This is a genomic window from Nocardia brasiliensis IFM 10847 (genome assembly GCF_000710915.1).
In the GTDB taxonomy this organism is placed as follows: domain Bacteria; phylum Actinomycetota; class Actinomycetes; order Mycobacteriales; family Mycobacteriaceae; genus Nocardia; species Nocardia brasiliensis_A.
This window is the reverse complement of the sequence record NZ_BAUA01000142.1, coordinates 1-21697: the sequence shown is the minus strand read 5'-3', so window position 1 is coordinate 21697 and position 21697 is coordinate 1. Positions and strand designations below refer to the sequence as shown.

The window sequence follows — 21697 nt, the reverse complement described above, 5'->3', positions numbered from 1 at the left end:
TCTGGTTTGTCTTGTATGCGTGAATAATTCACGGTGAACGCAACCGGTGCGGGTGCCGGTGCGGCGTTGGTACTTTGCGGACTCTGGATGAGGAATCGCAAGGAGTACCGCCGTGTCGCAGACAACGCCCGAGCAACGTGCGGGCAGCCGTTTCGCCTGGAACGAGGATTGGCTGGCGGCCGTCGTCGGCCTGGTGCTGATTGCTTTGGTGCTGATCGGCGCGATCCCCGATTGGCTGGTGCCGTGATGGCGGATACCGAAGCGCGGGCGGGGATTACGGTCGAGCAGGGCGAGAACGGAACGGACGCGGAGTCTTGCGCCGCGGTGCGCTCGGAAACGGCGGCATTACAGGCGGTTTCGCGGCCGACCGGCACGGCGATCGTGGCGGGTATCGCGGTGGTCCTCGTGCTCGGCGCGCTGACCCGCTACTTCGACACCCATGTCCCGCGGTGGGCGGTCGGCACGCCGCTGCAGCGGGTGGCGAAGTCGATCGAGTTCCCGGTGTACGCCATCGCGATCGGCCTGCTCGGCAACGTCGTGCTCAGCAAACTCGCGCTGCGCGACCGGCTTTCGGCCGGGTTCCGCACCGAATTCTTCATCAAGACCGGTGTGGTGCTGCTCGGCGCCTCGATCAACCTGAAGATCCTGGTGACCGCGGCGGGTCCGTCGATCCTGCAGGCGCTGTTGCTGATCACCGTGGTGTTCGGGTTCACCTGGTGGCTGGGCGGGCGGCTCGGGCTCGACGACAAGCTGCGGGCGCTGCTGTCCTCGGCGGTGTCGATCTGCGGTGTGAGCGCGGCCATCGCGGCGGCGGGCGCGGTGCAGGCGCGGCGCGAGCAGATCGCCTACGCGGCCTCGCTGGTGATCATCTTCGCGCTACCGTCGATCTTCCTGCTGCCTTGGCTCGCGGACGTGCTCGGACTGTCCGACGCGGTGGCGAGCGCGTGGATCGGCGGCAATATCGATACCACGGCGGCGGTCGCGGCCTCCGGCGCCATCGCGGGGGAGCAGGCGCTACAGATCGCCACCATCGTGAAGACCACGCAGAACGCGCTGATCGGTCTCGTCGCGATCGCGTTGACCGCCTACTTCACCTTGCGGGTCGAGCGCGTCGCGGGCGCCGCCCGGCCCTCGGCGCGCGGGCTCTGGGAGCGGTTCCCCAAATTCGTTCTCGGTTTCGTCGCCGCTTCGGTCATCGGCACGCTGTATCTGCAAGCGGCCGACAAGAAGTCCGGTGCCGCGCACATCGCGATCATCAACGATCTGCGCACCTGGTTTTTGATCTTCGCGTTCGTCTCCATCGGCCTCGAGTTCTCGCTGCGCGGTCTGCGCGAGGCGGGCTGGCGGCCGATCGTGGTGTTCGGCTCCGCCGTCGTGGTCAACCTCGCGGTCGGCCTCGGCCTGTCGGTCCTGCTGTTCCACAACTTCACGATCTGAAAAATCGCCGGTTCCAGCGCGGGCACCCGGTGTGGGGGATCGCGGTCACCGCGTCCGGCTTATTCCCGTCGACTTCACGAAATGTTCACGATGTGTCGGCAACACTGTGCGGTGTGTCGGGCGAAATACACGGAGAGAACGTCGGAGCGCGGTGGCGGATCCCGGCGATGAGCTATGGGAAGGCGTCGATGGAAGCGGAGACCGAGCGGGCCGTCGGCATCGAGTACGGCAGGCCGGAATCCGTCGTCGGCGCGCCGGTCTGGCCGCGGGTGCGCAACATCCTGATCCTGGCCGGTGATGTGGTGGGCGTCGTGGTCCTGATCGTCGCGGTGGCGCTGATCGGATCACACGGCACCGCACTGGATTTCATGACGGTCTTCACCGACCGCTGAACAGTCAGTCGGCGACCGCGTCGGCGAGAGTCTCGGCGGGGGACTCGTTCGCCCCGCCGTCCGGCCAGCCCGGGTAGGGCGGTGGGGTGCCGCCGAATTCGGGGCACAGCGGTTTGTAGTCGCAGTACGCGCACAGCCAACCGGGGTTCGGCTGGAACTCCCCGGTGCGGCCCGCCTCCCGGATGGCCTGCCACAGCGCGGACAGGGTGCGTTCGAAGCGCAACAGCTCCGCCTCGTCCGGCGCGTAGGTGAGGATCTGCTCGTCGGCCAGGTAGATCAGGCGCAGCTGGGCGGGCACGATGCCGCGGGTGCGCAGCACCACGAGCGCGTAGAACTTGAGCTGGAACAGCGCCCTGGTCTCCTGGGTCGGCCCGGGGGAGCGGCCGGTCTTGTAATCGACCACGCGCAGCTGTCCCGCGGGCGCCACATCGATGCGATCGACGAAGCCGCGCAACAGAACTCCGTCGTCGAGTTCCACCTCCACCCTGGCCTCGCGCGACTCCGGATCGAAGCGCGTCGGATCCTCCAGCCGGTAATAGGTCTGCACCAGGGCGCGCACCTCACCGAGAAAACCGTCCAGCTCGGCTTCGGTGATCAGCGTGGCCACTTCGGGATGATCCGCCGAGATCCGGGCCCACGCGGGAACCACGAGCGCGTCCGCCCGCTCCGGTCGCCGCTCCGGCGCGGGCAACCCGTACAGATCCTCCAGCACCGCGTGCACCATGGTGCCGCGCACCGCGTGCCGAGTCGGCGCCTCGGGGATCCGGTCGATCGCGCGGTACCGGTACTTCAGCGGGCACTGCTTGAAATCCATTGCCCGCGAAGGCGACAGCGCGGGGCGTGAACGACTCGCCGACGGGCCAGGGGTGAGCGGCGGTGTGCCGTCGACAGGGGGCCTGGACACGGGCGAGCTCATACCTGGCAGGCTATCCGGCGGCACCGACAAGCCGGTGCGCGACCAGCAGAGCGTTGCTCTTCAGCGAACGGAGATACATGACGGCCAGACGGACCGGGCCATTCACCACCGGTGACCGGGTACAGCTGACCGATGCCAAAGGCCGCCTGTACACGGTGGTCTTGGAGCCGGGCAAGGAATTCCACACCCACCGCGGCGGGATCAAGCACGACAGCTTGATCGGTGCGGACGAAGGCTCGGTGGTGAATTCGACCAACGGCACTCCGTATTTGGCCTTGCGCCCACTGCTGATCGATTACGTGCTGTCGATGCCGCGCGGCGCCGCCGTGATCTACCCGAAGGACGCCGCGCAGATCGTCCACGAGGGCGATATGTTCCCCGGCGCGCGGGTATTGGAGGCCGGTGCCGGTTCCGGCGCGCTCACCTGCTCGCTGTTGCGCGCGGTCGGCCCGCAGGGCGAGGTCGTTTCCTACGAAATTCGCGAGGATCACGCCGAGCACGCCGTCCGCAATGTCGAGACTTTCTACGGCGAACGCCCGGCTAACTGGTCGCTGACCGTCGGCGATGTGGCCGATTACGACGGTGCGCCCGTCGATCGCGCGGTGCTCGACATGCTCGCGCCGTGGGACGCGCTGCCTGCGGTGTCCAAGGCCCTGGTCCCCGGCGGCGTGCTGATCGTGTACGTGGCGACCGTCACGCAGTTGACCAAGGTGGTCGAGGCGCTGCGCGAACAGGAGTGCTGGACCGAGCCGCGCTCGTGGGAGTCGATGGTGCGCGGCTGGCATGTGGTCGGTCTCGCGGTGCGCCCGGAGCATCGCATGCAGGGCCATACCGCCTTCCTGGTGAGCGCACGCCGCCTCGCGGAGGGCACGGTGACCCCCAAGCCGCAGCGCCGCCCGTCCAAAGGCTGACGCGCGCGCTGAGACCGCTTTCGCCGATACCGGAAGATCCCCCTTCGATCGGTACCCTTACCCGGTGAGCCGACCGATCGAAGGTCGCCGGCGTACGGCGAAAGCGGTCGCGGCGATCAGGCCGGGACGCAGGGCGCCTGGGCGAAGCCCAGCAGCAGGCAGCCGCTGGCGTCGGAGAGCTTCCAGGTGCCGCCGACGTTCTCCCACGTGAGTGGCATCGCGGGCGCGGCGCCGTGCGGCGAGGTGATGGTCACCTGCGCGGTCGCGGTGCTGCCCTGGGTTGTGACATCGGCCACTGCGTAGGTGAGGGTGCCGTATCCGGCCAAAGCCTTGTTCATCTGATCGATGTTCGCCGTACGCTTTTCGCCGTCGACGATGAGCTTGGTCTTGTCCGCGGTGGGTACCGCGGGATCGGACAATTTGACGAGCACGGCCTGCAACGAGTCGGCGGTCGGCGCGCCCGCCGCGGCGCTCGGCGCGGCACTGCTCGAGGCCACCACGCTGGAGGAAGAGGACTTGGTATCGGATTTGCCGTCATCGGAGCCGCAGCCCGACAGCCCGACGGTAACGGCGAGGGCGGCCGCAGCGGTAGCAACAGAAACGCGCAGAATTGTGGTGGAAGGGAGCAATTTCAGCAACCTTTCGGCTCGGTCGGCGAGCGGGCTCACCGAGTTCGGGTTAGGGCAGGCTAACATGGTCATCCGGCGGTCGATCGCAGCCCAGATGTGATCACGACGAAACCATGTCGGAAAGCGAGAACGGTTCGCGCCCGGTAGCGTTGATAGACCGGGACTGGGAGGAGCAGCACATGAGCCCCATCGAGAATTCGGATTCGGCGGCCTGGAGAGAGCTCGAGGCAGTACGCGCCGAGGCCGCTGCGCTCCGAAGGCAACTCGCCGATTCGCCGGATCGCGCACGGGAATTGGAAGCCCGCATCGATTCGCTGACCATTCGCAACACGAAGTTGATGGACACCCTCAAGGAGGCGCGCCAGCAGCTGGTCGCGTTGCGTGAGGAAGTCGATCGGCTCGGTCAGCCGCCGAGCGGCTACGGCATCCTGATCGGCGTGTACGACGATCAAACGGTCGACGTGTTCACTTCGGGTCGCAAGATGCGGTTGACGTGTTCGCCGAACATAGAGACCTCGACCCTCGAATACGGTCAGACCGTACGCCTCAACGAGGCGCTCACGGTGGTCGAGGCCGGCGTCTACGACGCGGTCGGCGAGATCGGCACCCTGCGCGAGATCCTCGACGACGGTCGCCGCGCCCTGGTGGTCGGCCACGCCGACGAGGAGCGCGTGGTCTGGCTGGCGGGTCCGCTGGCCAAGGTCGCCGAGATGGACGATCTGGAAGACCCCGACTCCCCGATTCGCAAACTGCGCCCCGGTGATTCGCTGCTGGTGGACACCAAGGCCGGCTTCGCGTTCGAGCGCATCCCCAAGGCCGAAGTCGAAGACCTTGTGCTGGAAGAGGTTCCGGATGTCGACTACGGCGACATCGGTGGCCTCGGCCGGCAGATCGAGCAGATCCGCGACGCGGTCGAACTGCCCTTCCTGCACAAGGATCTGTTCCGGGAGTACGCGTTGCGCCCGCCCAAGGGTGTGCTGCTCTACGGTCCGCCCGGCTGCGGTAAGACGCTCATCGCCAAGGCGGTGGCCAACTCGCTGGCCAAGAAGATCGCCGAGGCGCGCGGTGAGGACGCCAAGGAAGCCAAGTCGTTCTTCCTGAACATCAAGGGCCCCGAGCTGCTGAACAAGTTCGTCGGCGAGACCGAGCGCCACATCCGGATCATCTTCCAGCGGGCGCGCGAGAAGGCGTCCGAGGGCACGCCGGTGATCGTGTTCTTCGACGAGATGGATTCCATCTTCCGCACCCGTGGTTCGGGCGTGTCCTCCGATGTGGAGACCACGGTCGTGCCGCAGTTGCTCTCGGAGATCGACGGTGTCGAGGGCCTCGAGAACGTCATCGTGATCGGCGCCTCCAACCGCGAGGACATGATCGACCCCGCGATCCTGCGGCCCGGCCGGCTCGACGTGAAGATCAAGATCGAGCGTCCGGACGCCGAATCGGCCCAGGACATCTTCTCGAAGTACCTGGTCGAGGATCTGCCGCTGCATGCCGACGACGTCGCCGAGTTCGGTGGCGACAAGGCGATGTGCATTCGCGCGATGATCGATCGGGTGGTCGAGCGGATGTACGCCGAGAGCGAGGACAACCGCTTCCTGGAGGTCACCTACGCCAACGGTGACAAGGAGGTCCTGTACTTCAAGGACTTCAACTCCGGCGCCATGATCCAGAACATCGTGGACCGGTCCAAGAAGTACGCGATCAAGTCCGTCCTCGACACCGGCAACCCGGGCCTGCGCATCCAGCATCTCTACGATTCGATCGTGGACGAGTTCTCCGAGAACGAGGACCTGCCCAACACCACGAATCCCGATGACTGGGCCCGCATCTCGGGCAAGAAGGGCGAACGTATCGTCTACATCCGCACCCTGGTGACCGGCAAGAACGCCAGCGCCAGCCGCGCGATCGACACCGAGTCCAACACCGGCCAGTACCTGTAGGACGCCCACGAAGAAGCCGCGCTCCCCTTGGGAGCGCGGCTTTTTCGCGTGGTCAGCGGAGGCGGACGTTGGTGACGATGCCGAAGAGGCCGATGTTGGGGCTGCCTTTGCCGAGGCAGGAGACGGATACGCCTTCGGCGAGGTTGCCGAAACCGTACTGGGTGTAGGGGCCGATCACGGGCTGGAAGCCGTAGGTGAGGTGGAAACCGTTGCAGTCCAGGTCGACCAGGCCCCAGCGGGCGGGGTCGCCGGGGCAGGTGACGGTGGCGCCGGTGAGTTGCCGGTCGAACGCGCAGTCCTGGGCGTTCGCGGTGCCGGTTCCGGTGGCGACGGTGACGGCCGCGGCACCGAGGGCGACGCCGAAGGCGGCTGCCAAGCCGCGTTGGCGCTTGTTCATATGTCCTCCTTGGTCGGAATGACCTGATCATGGCCGGGTGGTCGCGGCGGTGGAGTCCTCCGAACGGACGACTGCGGGGTGTAGATCGGATGACCGAAATCGCCGGTCCGGTGCTGTCGAGCGGCGGATTTCGGTGCGGGGTCGGTGATGCGACCACCGCGCCGGGGGATCGGGGCAGACTTGGGCGTATGACCAAGGAGCTGAATCTGTCGGCGATCATCGAGACGACCTCGGGTCCGGTGCGGGGCATCGGCGAGGGTGGGGTGACGGCGTACCGGGGTGTGCCCTACGCCAAGGCGAAACGGTTCGGCACGCCGGAACGAGCCGCCTGGACAGGCGTGCTGGAGGCGAACGAATTCGGCCCGGCCGCACCGCAACTCGCTTCGCGGCTGGAGCGGGTGATGGGCCCGTTCGAGGTGCCGCAGGCCGAGGATTGCCTCTCGCTCAACGTGTGGGCGCCGCCCGGCGCCGGCCATCCCGTGCTGGTATTCCTGCACGGCGGCGGATTCTCCAGCGGCGCAGGCAGTCTCGACTGGTACGGCGGCGCGGAATTCGCGGCGCGCGGCGAGGTCGTCGTGGTGACGGTGAACTACCGCCTCGGTGTCCTCGGCTATCTGCGCCTGCCCGGCATCAGCGCCGGCAACCTCGGGCTGCTCGATCAGATCGCCGCTCTCACCTGGGTGCGCGAGAACATCGCCGCGTTCGGCGGCGATCCGGATCGGGTGACGGCCGCGGGCCAGTCGGCGGGCGCGATCTCGCTGGTGGCGTTGCTCTCGGGCGAGCAGGGGCGAGGGCTGTTCCAGCAGGCCATCTTGCAGAGCACGCCGCTGGGCATGGCGCCGGCGACACCGGCGGAAGCCGAGCAGACGGGCGTGAAACTGTTGCAGGAGTTGGGCATCGAGGCCGCGCAACTCGACGCGGTTCCGGTGGCCGACCTGCTCGCCGCGCAGTTCGCGGTCGCGAGTCGAGCCACGTCGGGGATCCTGCCGCCGTTCCAGCTGACGGGTGACGCGACGCTGGTCGCCGCCGACCCGGTGGCTGCCGTGGGTCGCGAGGTGAACATCCCGATCCTGATGGGCACGACTCGGGATGAGGGGGCGGCCTTCCTCCCCGACGATCGCACGGCCATGGCGGCGGCGACGGAACACGTCTTCGCCGGTCCGGCCAGGCAGCTGGCTGCGACGCTCGGTGCGCGGGGTGTGCCGCCGTGGCTTTTCCGGTTCGACTGGCAGCCGGCCGACAGCCCGTTCGGCGCCTGCCACTGCCTCGAACTGCCGTTCCTGCTCGGCGACGCGGCGGCGTGGCGGGCCGCGCCCATGCTGCGGGGCGAGCGCCCGCAGCAGCTGGTGGACGAGATGCGCGACAGCTGGCTCGCTTTCGTCACGTCGGGTGATCCGGGCTGGTCACGCGGAGACACCCGGCACTTCATTGGCTGAGCGTGTTAATATCTGGCCGTGCGGTCAGAAAGTAGTACGGACGGCCAGCGAAAGTCGTTCATCGAGGAGGCGCGGCGTCGGCAGATCATCGCGTCGGCGGTGGAGGTGATCTCCGAGGTCGGGTACGGCAGCGCGTCGCTGGCGCGGATCGCCGAGCACGCCGGGATCTCGAAGGGGGTCATCTCCTATCACTTCGCGGGCAAAGACGAGCTGATGACGCAACTGGTGGTGCAGCTGTACGTGTCCGGCGCCGAGCACATCGGCCCGCGGGTCGAGGCGGCGGTCGGGCGGCGGAACAAATTGCTGGCCTACATCGAAGCCAATCTGGCTTTCATCGAGGCCAACCGGAGCTACGTCGCGGCGCTGACCGATGTCGTCTGGAATCTGCGGGACGCGCACGGCAGCCCGAAGTTCGCCTCGGCCGAAGGGGAACGCGAGATCATCACGCCGCTGATCGACCTCATGACCGAGGGGCAGCAGGCCGGTGAGTTCGGCGAGTTCGACGCCGTGGCAATGGCGAAGTCCATTCGCGACGCCATCGACGGCGCTGCCGGACGCACGATCCGGGAGTCCGACTTCGATATGACCGCATATGCCGCGCACACGTGCCGGCTGTTCGATCTGGCTACTCGGAAGGTGGGGGAACATGACTGATGTTGCGCAAGAACGAACGTCGCGCATGGATGCGCGAGGTCCGGTGCCGCCGTTCGCGTTCGCCGGCGTCGGGGTGATCGCGCTCGCCTCGACGATCGGGCTGATCGCCGCGCTGAACCGGTACGGATTCTTCGGTGACGAGCTATATTTCGTGTCCGCCGGGCGCAGGCTCGCCTTCGGCTACGCCGATCAGGGACCGCTGCTGCCCCTCATCGCCCGGCTGATGGATCTGCTCGCGCCGGGATCGGTGATAGCGCAGCGTATTCCGGCACTGCTGGTCACCATCGCCGCGATCGTGATCAGTGCGCAGATCGCCAGGGAGTTCGGCGGCTCCCGCACGGCGCAGACGCTGACCGCCGCCGCCTACGCGACGTCGCCGTTCCTGCTGGTGCAGGGCACGCAGCTGGCCACCAACACGATCGACACCGCGCTGTGGGTGCTGATCAGCTGGCTGCTCATCCGCTGGGTACGCACCAGGCAGGACGCGCTGCTGCTGTGGGCGTCGCTGGCCACCGCGCTGGACATGCAGGTGAAGTGGTTGATCCCGTTCTTCTGGATCGCCGTCGCGATCGGCGTGCTGTGCTACGGGCCCCGCGAGCTGCTCCGGCGGCCCGCGCTGTGGCTGGGTGCGGCGCTGGTCCTGCTGGTCAGCGTGCCGAGTCTGGTCTGGCAGGCGAGCCACGACTGGCCGCAACTGCGACTCGGCGCGGTGATCGCCGAGGAGCAGGCCACCATCGGCGGTCGCTACAGCTGGTTGCCGCTGGCGCTCATCATGGCCGGACTGCTCGGCGGCCTGCTGCTGATCTACGGGATCGTGGTCCTGTTCCGCTGGGAACCGTTGCGGCCGTACCGTTTTCTGGCATTGATGCCGATCGTGCTGGCCGTGGTGTTCATCGTCACCGACGGCAGGCCGTACTACGCTGTCGGGTGCTATGCCGCGATCATGGCCGCTGGTGCGGTGCACTGGACCGAGCACCGGGCGCGCTGGCGCACCGCCGTCACGGTCCCCTTGGTCGTGGTCTCCGCGGTGATCGTGTTCTTCTCGCTGCCGTTCACACCCGAGTCCGAGATCGAACCGGCGAAGAGCGACGCGGACGTCGGCCTGAACCTCTCGATCTACGGCCGGGTCGGCTGGCCTGAACTGGCCGCCGACGTGGCGACCGCGTTCCGGTCGCTGCCCGAGCCGGTCCGTGCCGACACCGTCCTCATCGCCGACTCCTATTGGCAGGCAAGCGCTCTCGACGTGTTCGGCGAAGCGAACGGACTTCCCGCGGTCTACAGCCCCAACCGCGGGTTCGGCTACTTCGGCACCCCGCCCGACACGGCGACCACGGTCCTCTGGGTGGGCGGCGACGAAGCCGACCTGCGCGCCCTGTTCGGCTCGGTGACGCCGATCGGCCGCGCGGACGCCCGTCTCGGCATCCCGGGCCTCACCCGGGACGCGACCATCTGGCGCTGCGCGCAGCCGCACCGTCCGTGGTCGGAACAGTGGCCGGACATGTTGCGGCTGAACTGATCTCGCGCCGCCGCCGAGGTCGGCGAAAATCGGTGGCGGCGCACGCCCGGACTCTGCCACGCTTCGTCCATGGTCGACAAGGTCTTCACCGACGCACGGCTGGCCGCGCTGTACGACCTGTTCAGTCCGCCCGACGAGCGGGCCGATTTCGAGTTCTACCTGCCGTTGGTCATGGGCGCGCGGTCCGTGCTGGACCTCGGCTGCGGCACGGGCACTCTGCTGCGGCGGGCGCGTGCGGCCGGGCACACCGGGCGGCTGTGCGGTGTGGATCCGGCCCCTGGGATGCTCGGGGTGGCACGATCGTGTGCCGATATCGAGTGGGTGCCAGGTGATATCGCGGCCGTGCGGGACCGGCACCGGCAGTTCGACCTCGTGGTGATGACCGGGCACGCGTTCCAAGCCTTGGTGGGCGAGGACGCACTGCGCTCCACCGTCGCGACCGTCGCCGCGGTCCTGCACGAGACCGGCAGTTTCGTCTTCGAAACCCGCAATCCCGCTGTGCGGGAATGGGAAACGTGGGATCGCCGATACTCGGGGGAGGTCACCGACCACACCGGCGCGGTCGTGCGGTGCGTGTGCGAGGTGCTCGAGCCGGTGGCGGGCGATCTCGTCTCGTTCACCCACACCTTCAGCAGCGCGGGGTGGGCGCGGCCGGAGGTCAGCCACTCCGTGTTGCGGTTCCTCGATTCGGCAGGGTTGGCGGAATTGCTGTGCGGGGCGGGATTGATCGTCGCCGAACAGTTCGGTGACTGGGATCGGCGGCCGCTGACCCCCGACTGCCCGGAGATCATCACCGTCGCGCGACATCCTCGATTGCGAGCGTGACCTGGTCACCGAGCGCGTACACCAGCTCGAGGCGTTTGCTCGCCAGAGCGCCGATCGCGTTGCTGCGAGAGTGATTTCAGCTCGCGCCGCACACATAAACGTGCCCGGACATGACAGTGGCGGCTTCCCGAGGGACGCCGCCACTGTTGTCGAGCGCTCTAGTTACGAGTGGTGGCTACGGATTTCAGTACGACATTGCTGACCGGCGCACCGTCCGAACCGCCCTGCGCGCCCGCGGCGGCCACCGACGTCAGGACGTCCATGCCCGCGGTGACGTGGCCGAACGGGGTGTAGTTCGGCGGCAGCTGGCTGTCCTGGTAGACGAGGAAGAACTGGCTGCCGTTGGTGTTCGGACCCGCGTTCGCCATCGCGACCGTACCGGCGGGATAGGTTGCGCCCGCGAGATTCTCGTCCGGGAACTTGTAGCCGGGACCGCCCATGCCGGTGCCCTGCGGGTCACCGCATTGCAGCACGTAGATGCCTGCCGTGGTGAGCCGATGGCACTTGGTGTTGTCGAAGTACTGCTCGTTGGACAGGAACGCGAACGAGTTGACTGTGCGCGGTGCGCGCGCCGCGTCCAGCGTGAGTTGCACGTTGCCGCAGGTCGTGTCGAGCGTCGCCGTGTAGGTCGCGCCGGTGTCGATGGTCATGCCGGGCTCGGCGGTCCACTGCTTGCCGTTCGGCGCCACACCCGCGTCCGCGCATTGCGCGGGTTGCTGCGTCCGGACGCTCCAGGTCTGCGCGGACACGCCACCGCTGGCGAACGCCGCCAGCGCGGCGGCGACCGCTGCCACACCGACCATCCGTAGGACCCCACGCGGTACCCCGAACCGCCAACCGTGTTTTCCGCTGTCGCTCTGCCGCCCCTGGACTTCGCTGCTCACCGCTAGAAATCTCCTTCGATCGCGTTGCGCACCGGACGATGCCGTGCCGAATCATTCCATCTCGCCGCCCAGAACGGGCCTGGACGGTGGTGATCGGCCGGAAAACATCCGACGACACCCACCCCAACAGTGGTCGCGGGGGCCGGATAGGCACAGGGTGCTGCCATCCGATGCAGTCGACCCGGCACCCCCCACGAGCCATCGGTGATCGCGCCGGTCGGCCAACTGTCGGTGTCGGGTTGCAGTCCTTTCAGTGTTGGCTCGTGCTCGGCGAATGGCGGGCGCTGGTGCAGCGGCGACGGCCGAGTTCTGGCTGTGTCGGGCTCGTAGGGTGCGGATGAGCCGATCATGTGGCTGGGTGACGTTTCCCAGGTCGTGTTCGCCTGCAATGGGTTTCCCGCGCGGTGGGCAGGGGTCAGGGGCGGCGGATGCGGCGGTAGGTGGGGGCGGCGGTGGTGGCGGCCGCGAGTTCGGTGGCCAGCCAGTCCATGTCGGCGTCGGTGAGGGCGGCGGTGGTGATGCGGAGGTGGTCGGTGGGTGGGAGCGGGCCGACGATGAAGGGGCCGCCGGGGGCCGCCTTGATGCCTGCTGCCGCCAGCGAGATCATGGCGGCGTTCTCATCGGCGACCGGCAGCCACAGGTTGATGCCGTCGGCACGGGCGACGGAGACGCCGCGCCTGCTCAGGGCACGGCGCAATTCGGTCGAGCGCCTGCGGTATTCGGCGCGGGCCGCGGTGACCGTGTACACCGCGTGCTCATCGTCGAGCATGCTCAGCAGCACCCGCTGTAGCAGCCGGCTCGTCCAGCCCGCACCGAGCATGCGGCGTTCGATCACCGGATCGAGCAGTTCGGCGGGGCCGCCCACGGCGGCCAGGCGCAGGTCGGCGCCATGCGATTTCGAATACGAGCGGATGTGCACGGTGCGGCCGGGGAGCCTGCTGCCGAGCGAACGCAGTGGGGCGGCGGCGATTCCGGCGGAATGGTCGTCCTCGAGCACCAGGGTGCCGGTGCCCCGTAACACGTCGGCGAGTTCGCGGATGCGCCGCGCGGTGATCGAGACACCCGTGGGGTTCTGCGCCCGCGGTTGCAGGATCAGCGTCGTCGCCCCGTGGGTGGCGACCGCACGGTCGAGGTCACCGGGCAGCAGCCCGGATTCGTCCATCCGCACCGGTACCGGCCGGGCCCCGAGCCCGGCGAGCAGATCGAGAAACGGTGGGAAACAAGGATCTTCGACCGCGACCGCATCGCCGAGCCGCACATGTGCCGTCAGTATCCGGTCGACCGCGTCCAGCGCACCGTCGAGGATCGCGAACCGTTCGGCCCGGAACGGCCAGTTCGCCCGCACCTTCGCCGCCAGCTCGGGCAGTACCGCTTCGCCGAGATACTCGGCCCCGAGGTCGCTCGCCCCGTCCCGGGTGAGCCGCCGCAACGCCGCGCCGAGGTCCGGCAGCAGTTCGGGGTCCGGTGTGCCCCGCGACAGATCGACCCGAAAAGCGCTGTAGGACGGCGGATGCAAGCGCTGATAACGCCCACCCGTCATCGCGGCGGGCCCACTGCTCGCCGCGCTCACGAACGTCCCCGCCCGCCCCCGCGCGACAATCACCCCGGCCGCGGCCAGTGCCCGCCAAGCCTGATTCACCGTCGCGGGCGAAACCTTCCACTCCCGCGCCACCTCCCGCACGGTCGGCAGCCGCGCCCCGGCCCCAACTCCCCGGACCGGATCAACCGGCTCACCGCCGCCGCGATCCCCGCCGCCGACCGATCCGTCAGTTCCGCGATGAACGCCCCCTCACCCACCACCGGCTCAACGCTCACACCCGCCCCTCCCAACCCCGCCCCATCTCCCCGCCACATCCGTCCCCCCACACGCTTCCGTCCCCCGCGCACGCGTCAGCCCCACAACACTCACGCCCCACCCCAAAGTGCCCCCGCCAGCCGCCCCCGGCCCGACAGCCGCACTCCTGCTGTCTTCCCGCACCCCTCTGCAACGCCACACCGGGTGCGGGAGACAGAAGGGGTGCGCGATCCTCCGAACGCCCGCGCGTGCGCTTCGCCGTGTGCAGCCGTGTCGCCCTCCCGCGCACATATCGCCCTCTCGCGCACGTGTCGCCCTCTCGCGCACGTATCGTGTTCCCGCGCACGTGTCGGTTGAATGACACGCGCGCGGCGTGCCAAAAGGTGCGCGGCAGGCGCGCCCTGCCCGGCAGCCTCCGAACGGCTGCGCGTTCGCTCCGTTGCGTGCGGGCCGTGCCGCCCCGCTCTTTCGCGCACGTATCGTGTTCCCGCGCGTGTGTCGGTTGAATGACACGCGCGCGGCGTGCCAAAAGGTGCGCGGCAGGCGCGCCCTGCCCGGCAGCCTCCGAACGGCTGCCCCTCGCCCCGTGCGACTGCGTCGCCGTCGAACGGCTACACCGCCGAGCGCGCACCTCCCCGAACCCGCGTGCGGAACCGTGTGGTGGGCGGAGGTCGGGTTCGGCTTGCTCACATGGTCATTCTGCGTTGGGGGCGGGGGCCGCGGAAGAAGGTTTACGGCAACGAAATTGTTTCCGCAATTCTGTAACACAACCGAATTGGTCGGGAGTGAAGTATAACAAAGCATGGGAATCGTTCGAGCGGCGCTCGTCCAGACCAACTGGACCGGCGACAAAGAGTCCATGATCAAAGCGCACGAGGATTACGCACGGCAGGCGGCCGCGCAGGGCGCGCAGGTGATCTGCTTCCAGGAGTTGTTCTACGGCCCGTACTTCTGCCAGTTGCAGGATGCGAAGTTCTACGAGTACGCGGAGTCGGTGCCGGGCCCGACCACGGACCGATTCGCCGCGCTGGCAAGGGAATTGGGCATGGTGATGGTCCTGCCGGTGTACGAGCAGGAACAGCCGGGCCTGCTGTACAACACCGCGGCGGTGATCGACGCCGACGGCACGTATCTCGGCAAGTACCGCAAACACCATATCCCGCATGTCAACGGGTTCTGGGAGAAGTTCTACTTCCGTCCGGGCAATGTGGGCTGGCCGGTGTTCGACACCGCGGTCGGCAAGGTCGGCGTCTATATCTGTTACGACCGGCATTTCCCGGAGGGCTGGCGTGCCCTGGGCCTGGCGGGCGCCGAGATCGTGTTCAATCCGTCGGCGACCTCGCGTGGTTTGTCGGCCTACCTGTGGAAGCTGGAGCAGCCCGCGTCGGCGGTCGCGAACGAGTACTACATCGGCGCGATCAATCGGGTCGGCATCGAGGAGTACGGCGACGACGACTTCTACGGCACCAGCTATTTCGTCGATCCGGAGGGCAAGTTCGTCGGGGAGGTCGCCTCCGATACCGATCCGGAGCTGGTCATCCGCGATCTCGATCTGGACCTGATCAAGACGGTGCGCGACCGGTGGGCGTTCTATCGCGACCGCAGGCCCGACGCCTATGGCCCGCTGGTGGCGCCCTGAGGCCGGTGACGCTCCCATGACGCTGACATTCATCCACGGCGGCACGGTGGTCTCGGCCACCGGTTCGCAACTGCTCGATGTGCTGGTGGACGGCGAAACCATCGCCGCCGTACTGCAACCCGGCACGACGACGCTCGGCGCGGACCTCGCGACGAGCGCCGATGTCGTGCTCGACGCGACCGGCAAGTACGTGATCCCCGGTGGCGTGGACGGCCATACGCACATGCAGATGCCGTTCGGCGGCACCGAGGCCTCGGACACGTTCGAGACCGGTACCCGCGCGGCCGCCTGGGGCGGCACCACCACGATCGTCGACTTCGTGGTGCAGACGCCGGGGGAGCGGTTGCAGGACACGCTCGGCGCCTGGCATCAGAAGGCGGGCGGCAAGTGCGCCGTCGACTACGGCTTCCATCAGATCATCGGTGAGGTGAACGACGAATCCCTCAAGGGGATGAGCGAACTCGTGTCGGAGGGCGTCACCAGTTTCAAGCTGTTCATGGCCTATCCGGGCGTCTTCTATTCGACCGACGGCCAGATCCTGCGGGCGATGCAGGCGGCGGGCGATCTCGGCGCGCTGCTGATGATGCACGCGGAGAACGGGATCGCCATCGACGTGCTGGTCGAGCAGGCCATCGCCCGCGGCGACACCGCCCCGTACTTCCACGGGACCAGCAGACCGTGGCAGATGGAGGAGGAGGCCACACATCGCGCGATCATGTTGGCGCAGTTGACCGGTGCGCCGCTGTATGTGGTGCACGTGTCGGCGAAGCAGGCGCTGGAGCAGATCGCGAACGCACGCGGCAACGGTCAGAACGTGTTCGGCGAGACGTGCCCGCAATATCTGTACCTGTCACTCGAAGAGCAGCTGGGCGCACCGGGTTTCGAGGGCGCCAAATGGGTGTGCTCGACGCCGCTGCGGGCCAGGGCGGAGGGGCATCAGGACGAGCTGTGGCGCTACCTGCGCACCGGTGATGTGACCACGGTCAGCACCGATCACTGCCCGTTCTGCATGAAGGACCAGAAGGAAATGGGCCTCGGCGATTTCAGCAAGATCCCGAACGGGATCGGCGGCGTCGAGCACCGGATGGATCTGATGTTCCAGGGCGTCAAGAGCGGCCGGATCTCGCTGGAACGCTGGGTCGAGGTCTGCTGCACCACGCCTGCGCGCATGTTCGGCATGTATCCGCGTAAGGGCGTGATCAGCCCGGGCGCGGACGCCGACATCGTGATCTATGACCCGAACGGGCACACCAGCATCGGGCTCGGCAAGACCCATCACATGAACATGGATTATTCGGCGTACGAGGGCTTCGAGATCGACGGTCACGTCGATACCGTGCTGTCGCGCGGCCGGGTGATCGTCGACGCCGGCGAGTATCGGGGCAGCGCCGGGCACGGCCGGTTCGTCAAACGCGCGCTGTCGCAGAACCTGATCTGATTCCGCGGCTGGCCCGCCCAGCCGCATCCGACTTCGAAACGGAGAGTGCCGCATGGACATCGGTGTGGTGCTGCAATGCACGCCGCCCGCCTCCCGGGTGGTCGAACTGGCCCGGCAAGCCGAAACGCACGGCTTCTCCCACGTCTGGACCTTCGACTCTCATCTGCTGTGGCAGGAGCCCTACGTCATCTACAGCCAGATCCTGGCGGCCACCCGGAAGGTCGTCGTCGGACCGATGGTGACCAACCCGGCCACCAGGGACTGGACGGTGACCGCGTCCACCTTCGCCACGCTGAACGACATGTTCGGCAACCGCACCGTGTGCGGGATCGGCCGCGGCGATTCGGCGGTCCGCACGCTCGGCGGCAAACCGAGCAATCTGGCGACGCTGCGCGAAGCCGTCGAGGTGATCCGGGAGCTCGGCAACGGGCGCAGCGCCCGGGTGGACGACACCATCGTGCGCTTTCCCTGGGCCGCGAGTTCCCGGCTCGAGGTGTGGGTGGCCGGATACGGTCCGCGCGCACTGGATCTCACCGGCGAGGTGGCCGACGGGTTCATCCTGCAGCTGGCCGATCCGGATATCACCGCGTGGACCATCGCCCGGGTGCGCGCCGCCGCCGAACGGGCGGGTCGTGACCCGGGCGCGGTGCGGATCTGTGTCGCCGCCCCGGCGTACGTCACCGACGGGTCGGCGGCCGCGCTGGCACACGCCCGCGAGCAATGCCGGTGGTTCGGCGGCATGGTGGGCAACCACGTCGCCGATATCGTCGCGAAATACGGGACGGGCAGCGATGTTCCGGCCGCGCTCACCGAATACATCGCGGGCAGGCAGGGTTACGACTACAACCAGCACGGGCGCGCGGGCAACACGCACGCGGAGTTCGTCCCCGACGCCATCGTGGACCGCTTCTGCCTCCTCGGCACGCCCGACGATCAGCTGGCCCGGCTGCGCGAACTGGAGAAACTCGGTGTCGACCAGTTCGCGGTGTACCTGCAGCACGACGCGAAGACGGCCACGCTCGAGGCCTACGGCGAATCGGTGCTGCCCCGGCTGGCGCACCCGGTGACCGCCACGGAGGGCGCTTGATGTCGCCGTGGTCCGCTGAGCGGTCCGCGGGCTACCCGGTGCGCGCCGGTTCGAGTACATCTGCGGTGCGGGTGACCGGCGTCGACGAAGCCGCGCACGGTCGGGGACGGCGGTGCGGCGGGGATCCGCGCGAATCCGCATCGGTCCTCGCCCGGCGGTCGGTCGCACGGAGTGGGCAATACGACGACGGTGCGGCGCGGGGCCGGCAGCACGAAGGTGCGGCGGGAGGACGGCACTACGACGGTGCGGCGCTGTCCCGGCAGCCCGAAGGCGCGGTGACGACGGGAAAGTGTGGGTCGCCGCGCTGGATATGTGACCGGCGGGGCCGAATCCGGCCGGGCGAGTACGTGAGTGAGGTTCGATGAGGGGTCGATGGGTGCGGGCCGGTTATGCGGCAGCCGTGTTCCTGCTGGTCGTCGGGGTGTGGGAGCTGGTCAAGTTCGCGGTGCCCGAACGCGGGGTGAGCATCGGCGAGCAGCGGATCCTGCCACGCACGGGTGATGGCGCGTTGCCACACGTGTGGGCGGTGGTGACGGTGCTCGGCGAGCGCGACGGCACCGGCACCGTAGGTGAAACATTGTTGCGCACAGCCGGTTTCACGTTGGGACTCGCGTTGCTCGCGCTCGCGATCGGAACGGTGGTCGGGGTGCTGCTCGCGGTGCTGATGCAGCGCTTCGCCTGGGTCGAGCGCGGGTTGCTGCCCTACATCATTGTGTCGCAGACGGTTCCGCTGATCGCCCTCGCGCCGCTGGTGGCGGGCTGGGGCGGCAAGATCGTGATCGCGGGCGAGCCGTGGCGGCCGTGGATGAGCATCGCGGTGATCGCGTCCTATCTGGCCTTCTTCCCGGTGGCGGTCGGCATGCTGCGCGGCTTGCAGGCTCCGTCGAAAGCGTCGGTGGAGCTGCTGCACAGCTATTCGGCCGGCTGGTGGGAAACGTTGGTGCGCTTGCGCTTTCCCGCTGCCGTGCCGCATCTGCTGCCCGCGTTGCGGTTGGCCGCGGCGGCGTCGGTGATCGGCGCGGTCGTCGCCGAGATCTCCACGGGCACCGCGGGCGGCATCGGCCGCCAGATCATCGTGTTCGCCCAGCAGGCCACCGGCGACGCCGCGCGGTTGTACGCGGCCGTGCTGGCCGCGGCCCTGCTCGGCGTCGTGATCACCGCCGTCGTCGGCCTCGCCGAATGGACGCTGCGCCGCTACAGCCGGCCGCCGGGTTCGGCCGACGCCGTGCAGTCCGGCCGATGATCGGCCCACCGGCCCGGCGCGGACCTGCCATCGAGGTGGTGCCGCGGGCACGGACCTCACCGGCGGCCGGCCCCGTCGGCCACGAGCGCAACCGATGTTCGCGGGATAGCCGACGGACCGGCGCGATCGACTACCTGCCCCGCGAGCACCGACCGATGGCCTTGGACGCCAAGACCTTCGGCCCGGATTCGGCACACCGTCACAACCGCCTGCACAGATGGGCAGGCAGCTTTTCAGGAGGTATCCATTGACCGCCAAAGCAAGACCGGCCGTCGCCACCGCGGCGCCGGACCCGGCGGACGAGCTAGGGGATGCCGCCGAGCGCGCCGAACCGGCCCCGCAGCGGCTCGCCGCGGTCGAACTCGGGCACGTGGGCAAGATCTTCGCGGCGGGCTCGGTCACCGCGCTGTCGGACGTCTCGCTCACCGTGGCCGCAGGCGAATTCGTTTCGCTGATCGGCCCTTCCGGCTGCGGTAAATCGACCCTGCTGCGGATCGTCGCCGACCTGGAACAGCCGACCAGCGGCACCGTGACCGTGCACGGCAAGGGCGCGCGGCAGGCCCGGCTCGATCAGGACTACGGCATCGCGTTCCAGCAGTCCGGCCTGCTCGACTGGCGCACCGTGCAGGCCAACGTCGAACTGCCGCTCGAACTGCACAAGGTGCCGCGCGGGGAACGCCGTTCGCGCAGTGCGGAACTGCTCGAGATGGCGGGGTTGAGCGAGTTCGCCAAGCGCTATCCCGCCGAGCTGTCCGGGGGCATGCAGCAGCGGGTCGCGATCGTGCGGGCGCTGGCGCCCAAGCCGTCGCTGCTGCTGATGGACGAACCGTTCGGCGCACTCGACGAGATGACCCGTGAGCGGATGCAGACCGAGCTGCTGCGGATCGCGGGGGAGACCGAGGCGGCGGTGGTGTTCGTGACGCACTCCATCCCGGAGGCGGTGTTCCTGTCCGATCGGGTGGTGGTGATGTCGCCGCGGCCGGGCCGGATCACCGAGATCGTGCCGACCGGTGGCTGGGGCCGTCGCGACGCCGCCGAGGCCGCCGACGACGTGCGTTCCAGCGCAGCGTTTTTCGAGGCGGTGGCCGCGGTGCGCGAGGCGCTGCGCGGCGGGTCGGGCGATACCGGCGCCGTCGCGGGGCGGGATGTGCGATGACGTCCTGGAAAACGCTGCTGCCGTGGCGAACGGTGCTGCCGCCGTTGCTGTTCGGCGTCGGCGGACTGATGCTGTGGCAGCTGCTCACCACCGTGGCCGGGGTGCCGTCGTTCCTGTTGCCCGCGCCGAGCGCGATCGCGAGCGAGTTCACCGGGAATTTCGACCGCATCCTCGACGCGTCGACCGCGACCGGCGCCAACGCGCTGCTCGGCCTGCTGGCCGGCGGCGTGCTCGGCATCGTCGCCGCCATGTTCGCCGTGCGATTCCGACTGGTGGACGGCCTGCTCACCCCGCTCGCCGCCGCGGCGGCCGCGGTGCCGATCGTCGCCCTTGCGCCGCTGCTGAATTCGATGTATTCGACGACGACCGACACTCCGCGCCGGATGGTCGTCACCATCGTCGTGTTCTTCCCGATGTTCGTCAGCACGGCGCGCGGCCTGCGTCAGGTGCCGCAGGTGCACACCGACCTGATGACCTCGTACGCGGCGGGCGGCTGGCAGGTCACCCGCACGGTCCGGCTGCCCGCGGCGCTGCCCCACCTGTTCACCGGCCTGCGCATCGCCGCGCCCGGCGCGGTGATCGCGGCCGTGATCGCCGAGTATTTCGGCGGTCTGCAGAACGGCCTGGGCAGCCGGATCACCTCGGCCGCCGCCAACACCGCCTATCCGCGCGCGTGGGCCTACGTGGTCGGCGCCATGCTCGTCGGCCTGGTGTTCCTCGCCGCCGTACTACTTCTCGAACAACTCACCCGTAGACCCCGCACCACCCTCTGGAGAACCCGATGACCCGATCCACCAAGCGATTCCGTGCCTGTCTCGCGCTGGTCACGCTGGCCGCGGCCGCGCTGACCGGCTGCAGCACCACCGACGGCGGCTCGACCACCACGGCCGACGGCCTCACCAAGGTCCGGCTACAGTTGCAGTGGTTCAAGCAGGGCCAGTTCGCCGGCTACCTGGCGGCGGTCGATCAGGGTTTCTACAAAGAGCAGGGTTTGTCGGTCGAAATCCTGGACGGCGGAACGGATATCGTCCCGCAGACCGTGCTGGCGCAGGGACAGGCCGACTACGCGATCGCCTGGGTGCCCAAGGCGCTCGCCTCCCGCGAGGCGGGGGCGGGCATCACCGAGGTGGCGCAGATCTTCCAGCGCTCGGGCACCAAACAGGTGTCGTTCAAGTCGGAGAACATCGCGGGCCCCGCCGCGCTGCGCGGCAAGACGGTCGGAAACTGGGGCTACGGCAACGAGTTCGAGCTGTTCGCGGGCATGACCAAGGCGGGCATCGACCCGGCGAAGGACGTCAAACTGGTGCAGCAGCAGTTCGATATGAACGCCTTCCTCGCCAAGGACATCGCCGCCGCCCAGGCCATGTCGTACAACGAGTACGCCCAGCTGCTGGAGACGAAG

21 protein-coding genes are annotated in these 21697 nt (G+C 68.4%); 16 read left to right on the top strand and 5 right to left on the bottom strand.

The features are described 5' to 3' along the window. Positions 1-112 precede the first annotated feature (112 nt). The 3 genes from NBRGI_RS49685 (at position 113) to NBRGI_RS27285 (ending at position 1829) form a co-directional block, all read left to right on the top strand. Positions 113-247 carry a hypothetical protein gene (locus NBRGI_RS49685; protein ID WP_267467106.1) on the top strand — a complete coding sequence of 45 codons (135 nt, stop codon included), beginning with the start codon at positions 113-115 and terminating at the stop codon, positions 245-247. Then, positions 247-1437, top strand: coding sequence for a YeiH family protein (locus NBRGI_RS27290; protein ID WP_029900069.1), 1191 nt, complete (start codon positions 247-249; stop codon positions 1435-1437). Before NBRGI_RS49685 ends, NBRGI_RS27290 begins: the two co-directional genes overlap by 1 nt. Positions 1438-1604: 167 nt before the next feature. Then, complete coding sequence (locus tag NBRGI_RS27285; protein ID WP_029900068.1) at positions 1605-1829, top strand: hypothetical protein; 225 nt, start codon at positions 1605-1607, stop codon at positions 1827-1829. A gap of 4 nt (positions 1830-1833) precedes the next feature. Here the strand turns inward: NBRGI_RS27285 and NBRGI_RS27280 are convergent, their stop codons facing one another. Continuing rightward, positions 1834-2745, bottom strand: coding sequence for a RecB family exonuclease (locus NBRGI_RS27280; protein WP_051728063.1), 912 nt, complete (start codon positions 2743-2745; stop codon positions 1834-1836). A gap of 77 nt (positions 2746-2822) precedes the next feature. Here NBRGI_RS27280 and NBRGI_RS27275 point away from each other — a divergent pair, with 77 nt between their 5' ends. After that, positions 2823-3656 (top strand): tRNA (adenine-N1)-methyltransferase, encoded by an 834-nt coding sequence (locus NBRGI_RS27275; RefSeq protein ID WP_029900066.1) that lies wholly within the window; start codon positions 2823-2825, stop codon positions 3654-3656. Between the two features lie 116 nt (positions 3657-3772). Here NBRGI_RS27275 and NBRGI_RS27270 read toward each other — a convergent pair whose 3' ends face one another. Then, on the bottom strand, positions 3773-4357 hold the full coding sequence (locus tag NBRGI_RS27270; protein ID WP_235211124.1) for a hypothetical protein: 585 nt from the start codon (positions 4355-4357) through the stop codon (positions 3773-3775). A 107-nt stretch (positions 4358-4464) separates the two neighbouring features. On the opposite strand from NBRGI_RS27270, the gene arc reads away from it, so the two are divergent. Continuing rightward, positions 4465-6225, top strand: coding sequence for a proteasome ATPase (gene arc, locus NBRGI_RS27265; RefSeq protein WP_014986206.1), 1761 nt, complete (start codon positions 4465-4467; stop codon positions 6223-6225). A 52-nt stretch (positions 6226-6277) separates the two neighbouring features. Here arc and NBRGI_RS47680 read toward each other — a convergent pair whose 3' ends face one another. Then, complete coding sequence (locus NBRGI_RS47680; RefSeq protein ID WP_029900064.1) at positions 6278-6622, bottom strand: hypothetical protein; 345 nt, start codon at positions 6620-6622, stop codon at positions 6278-6280. Positions 6623-6810: 188 nt separating this feature from the next. On the opposite strand from NBRGI_RS47680, the gene NBRGI_RS27255 reads away from it, so the two are divergent. The 4 genes from NBRGI_RS27255 (at position 6811) to NBRGI_RS27240 (ending at position 11053) form a co-directional block, all read left to right on the top strand. Further along, positions 6811-8058, top strand: a complete 1248-nt coding sequence (locus NBRGI_RS27255; RefSeq protein ID WP_029900063.1) for a carboxylesterase/lipase family protein — start codon at positions 6811-6813, stop codon at positions 8056-8058. An 18-nt stretch (positions 8059-8076) separates the two neighbouring features. Beyond that, positions 8077-8712: a TetR/AcrR family transcriptional regulator gene (locus NBRGI_RS27250; protein ID WP_029900062.1), complete on the top strand. Its 636-nt coding sequence runs from the start codon at positions 8077-8079 to the stop codon at positions 8710-8712. Further along, positions 8705-10228 carry a glycosyltransferase family 39 protein gene (locus NBRGI_RS27245; protein ID WP_029900061.1) on the top strand — a complete coding sequence of 508 codons (1524 nt, stop codon included), beginning with the start codon at positions 8705-8707 and terminating at the stop codon, positions 10226-10228. Before NBRGI_RS27250 ends, NBRGI_RS27245 begins: the two co-directional genes overlap by 8 nt. A 69-nt stretch (positions 10229-10297) precedes the next feature. Then, entirely contained in the window at positions 10298-11053 is a 756-nt protein-coding gene (locus NBRGI_RS27240; protein ID WP_029900060.1) for a class I SAM-dependent DNA methyltransferase, read from the top strand. A 158-nt stretch (positions 11054-11211) separates the two neighbouring features. Here NBRGI_RS27240 and NBRGI_RS27235 read toward each other — a convergent pair whose 3' ends face one another. Further along, positions 11212-11937, bottom strand: coding sequence for a peptidylprolyl isomerase (locus NBRGI_RS27235; protein WP_235211123.1), 726 nt, complete (start codon positions 11935-11937; stop codon positions 11212-11214). Between the two features lie 415 nt (positions 11938-12352). After that, on the bottom strand, positions 12353-13609 hold the full coding sequence (locus NBRGI_RS44290; protein WP_235211122.1) for an aminotransferase-like domain-containing protein: 1257 nt from the start codon (positions 13607-13609) through the stop codon (positions 12353-12355). Between the two features lie 925 nt (positions 13610-14534). Here NBRGI_RS44290 and NBRGI_RS27225 point away from each other — a divergent pair. The 7 genes from NBRGI_RS27225 to NBRGI_RS27195 all read left to right on the top strand — a co-directional run. Then, the gene (locus NBRGI_RS27225) at positions 14535-15371 is read left to right on the top strand and encodes a nitrilase-related carbon-nitrogen hydrolase (protein ID WP_029900058.1); all 837 of its coding nucleotides are present in this window, start codon (positions 14535-14537) and stop codon (positions 15369-15371) included. Between the two features lie 16 nt (positions 15372-15387). Further along, positions 15388-16809, top strand: a complete 1422-nt coding sequence (hydA, locus tag NBRGI_RS27220; RefSeq protein ID WP_029900057.1) for a dihydropyrimidinase — start codon at positions 15388-15390, stop codon at positions 16807-16809. A gap of 52 nt (positions 16810-16861) precedes the next feature. Then, a complete protein-coding gene (locus NBRGI_RS27215) occupies positions 16862-17896 on the top strand; it encodes a TIGR03842 family LLM class F420-dependent oxidoreductase (RefSeq protein ID WP_029900056.1) in 1035 nt (344 codons plus the stop codon). Positions 17897-18257: 361 nt separating this feature from the next. After that, the gene (locus NBRGI_RS27210; RefSeq protein ID WP_029900055.1) at positions 18258-19139 is read left to right on the top strand and encodes an ABC transporter permease; all 882 of its coding nucleotides are present in this window, start codon (positions 18258-18260) and stop codon (positions 19137-19139) included. 247 nt (positions 19140-19386) lie between these two features. After that, on the top strand, positions 19387-20295 hold the full coding sequence (locus NBRGI_RS27205; RefSeq protein ID WP_029900054.1) for an ABC transporter ATP-binding protein: 909 nt from the start codon (positions 19387-19389) through the stop codon (positions 20293-20295). Next, complete coding sequence (locus NBRGI_RS27200; RefSeq protein ID WP_051728061.1) at positions 20292-21080, top strand: ABC transporter permease; 789 nt, start codon at positions 20292-20294, stop codon at positions 21078-21080. Before NBRGI_RS27205 ends, NBRGI_RS27200 begins: the two co-directional genes overlap by 4 nt. Next, on the top strand, positions 21077-21697 hold a 621-nt coding region (locus tag NBRGI_RS27195), incomplete at its 3' end, for an ABC transporter substrate-binding protein (RefSeq protein WP_036561081.1). The genes NBRGI_RS27200 and NBRGI_RS27195, both read left to right, overlap by 4 nt.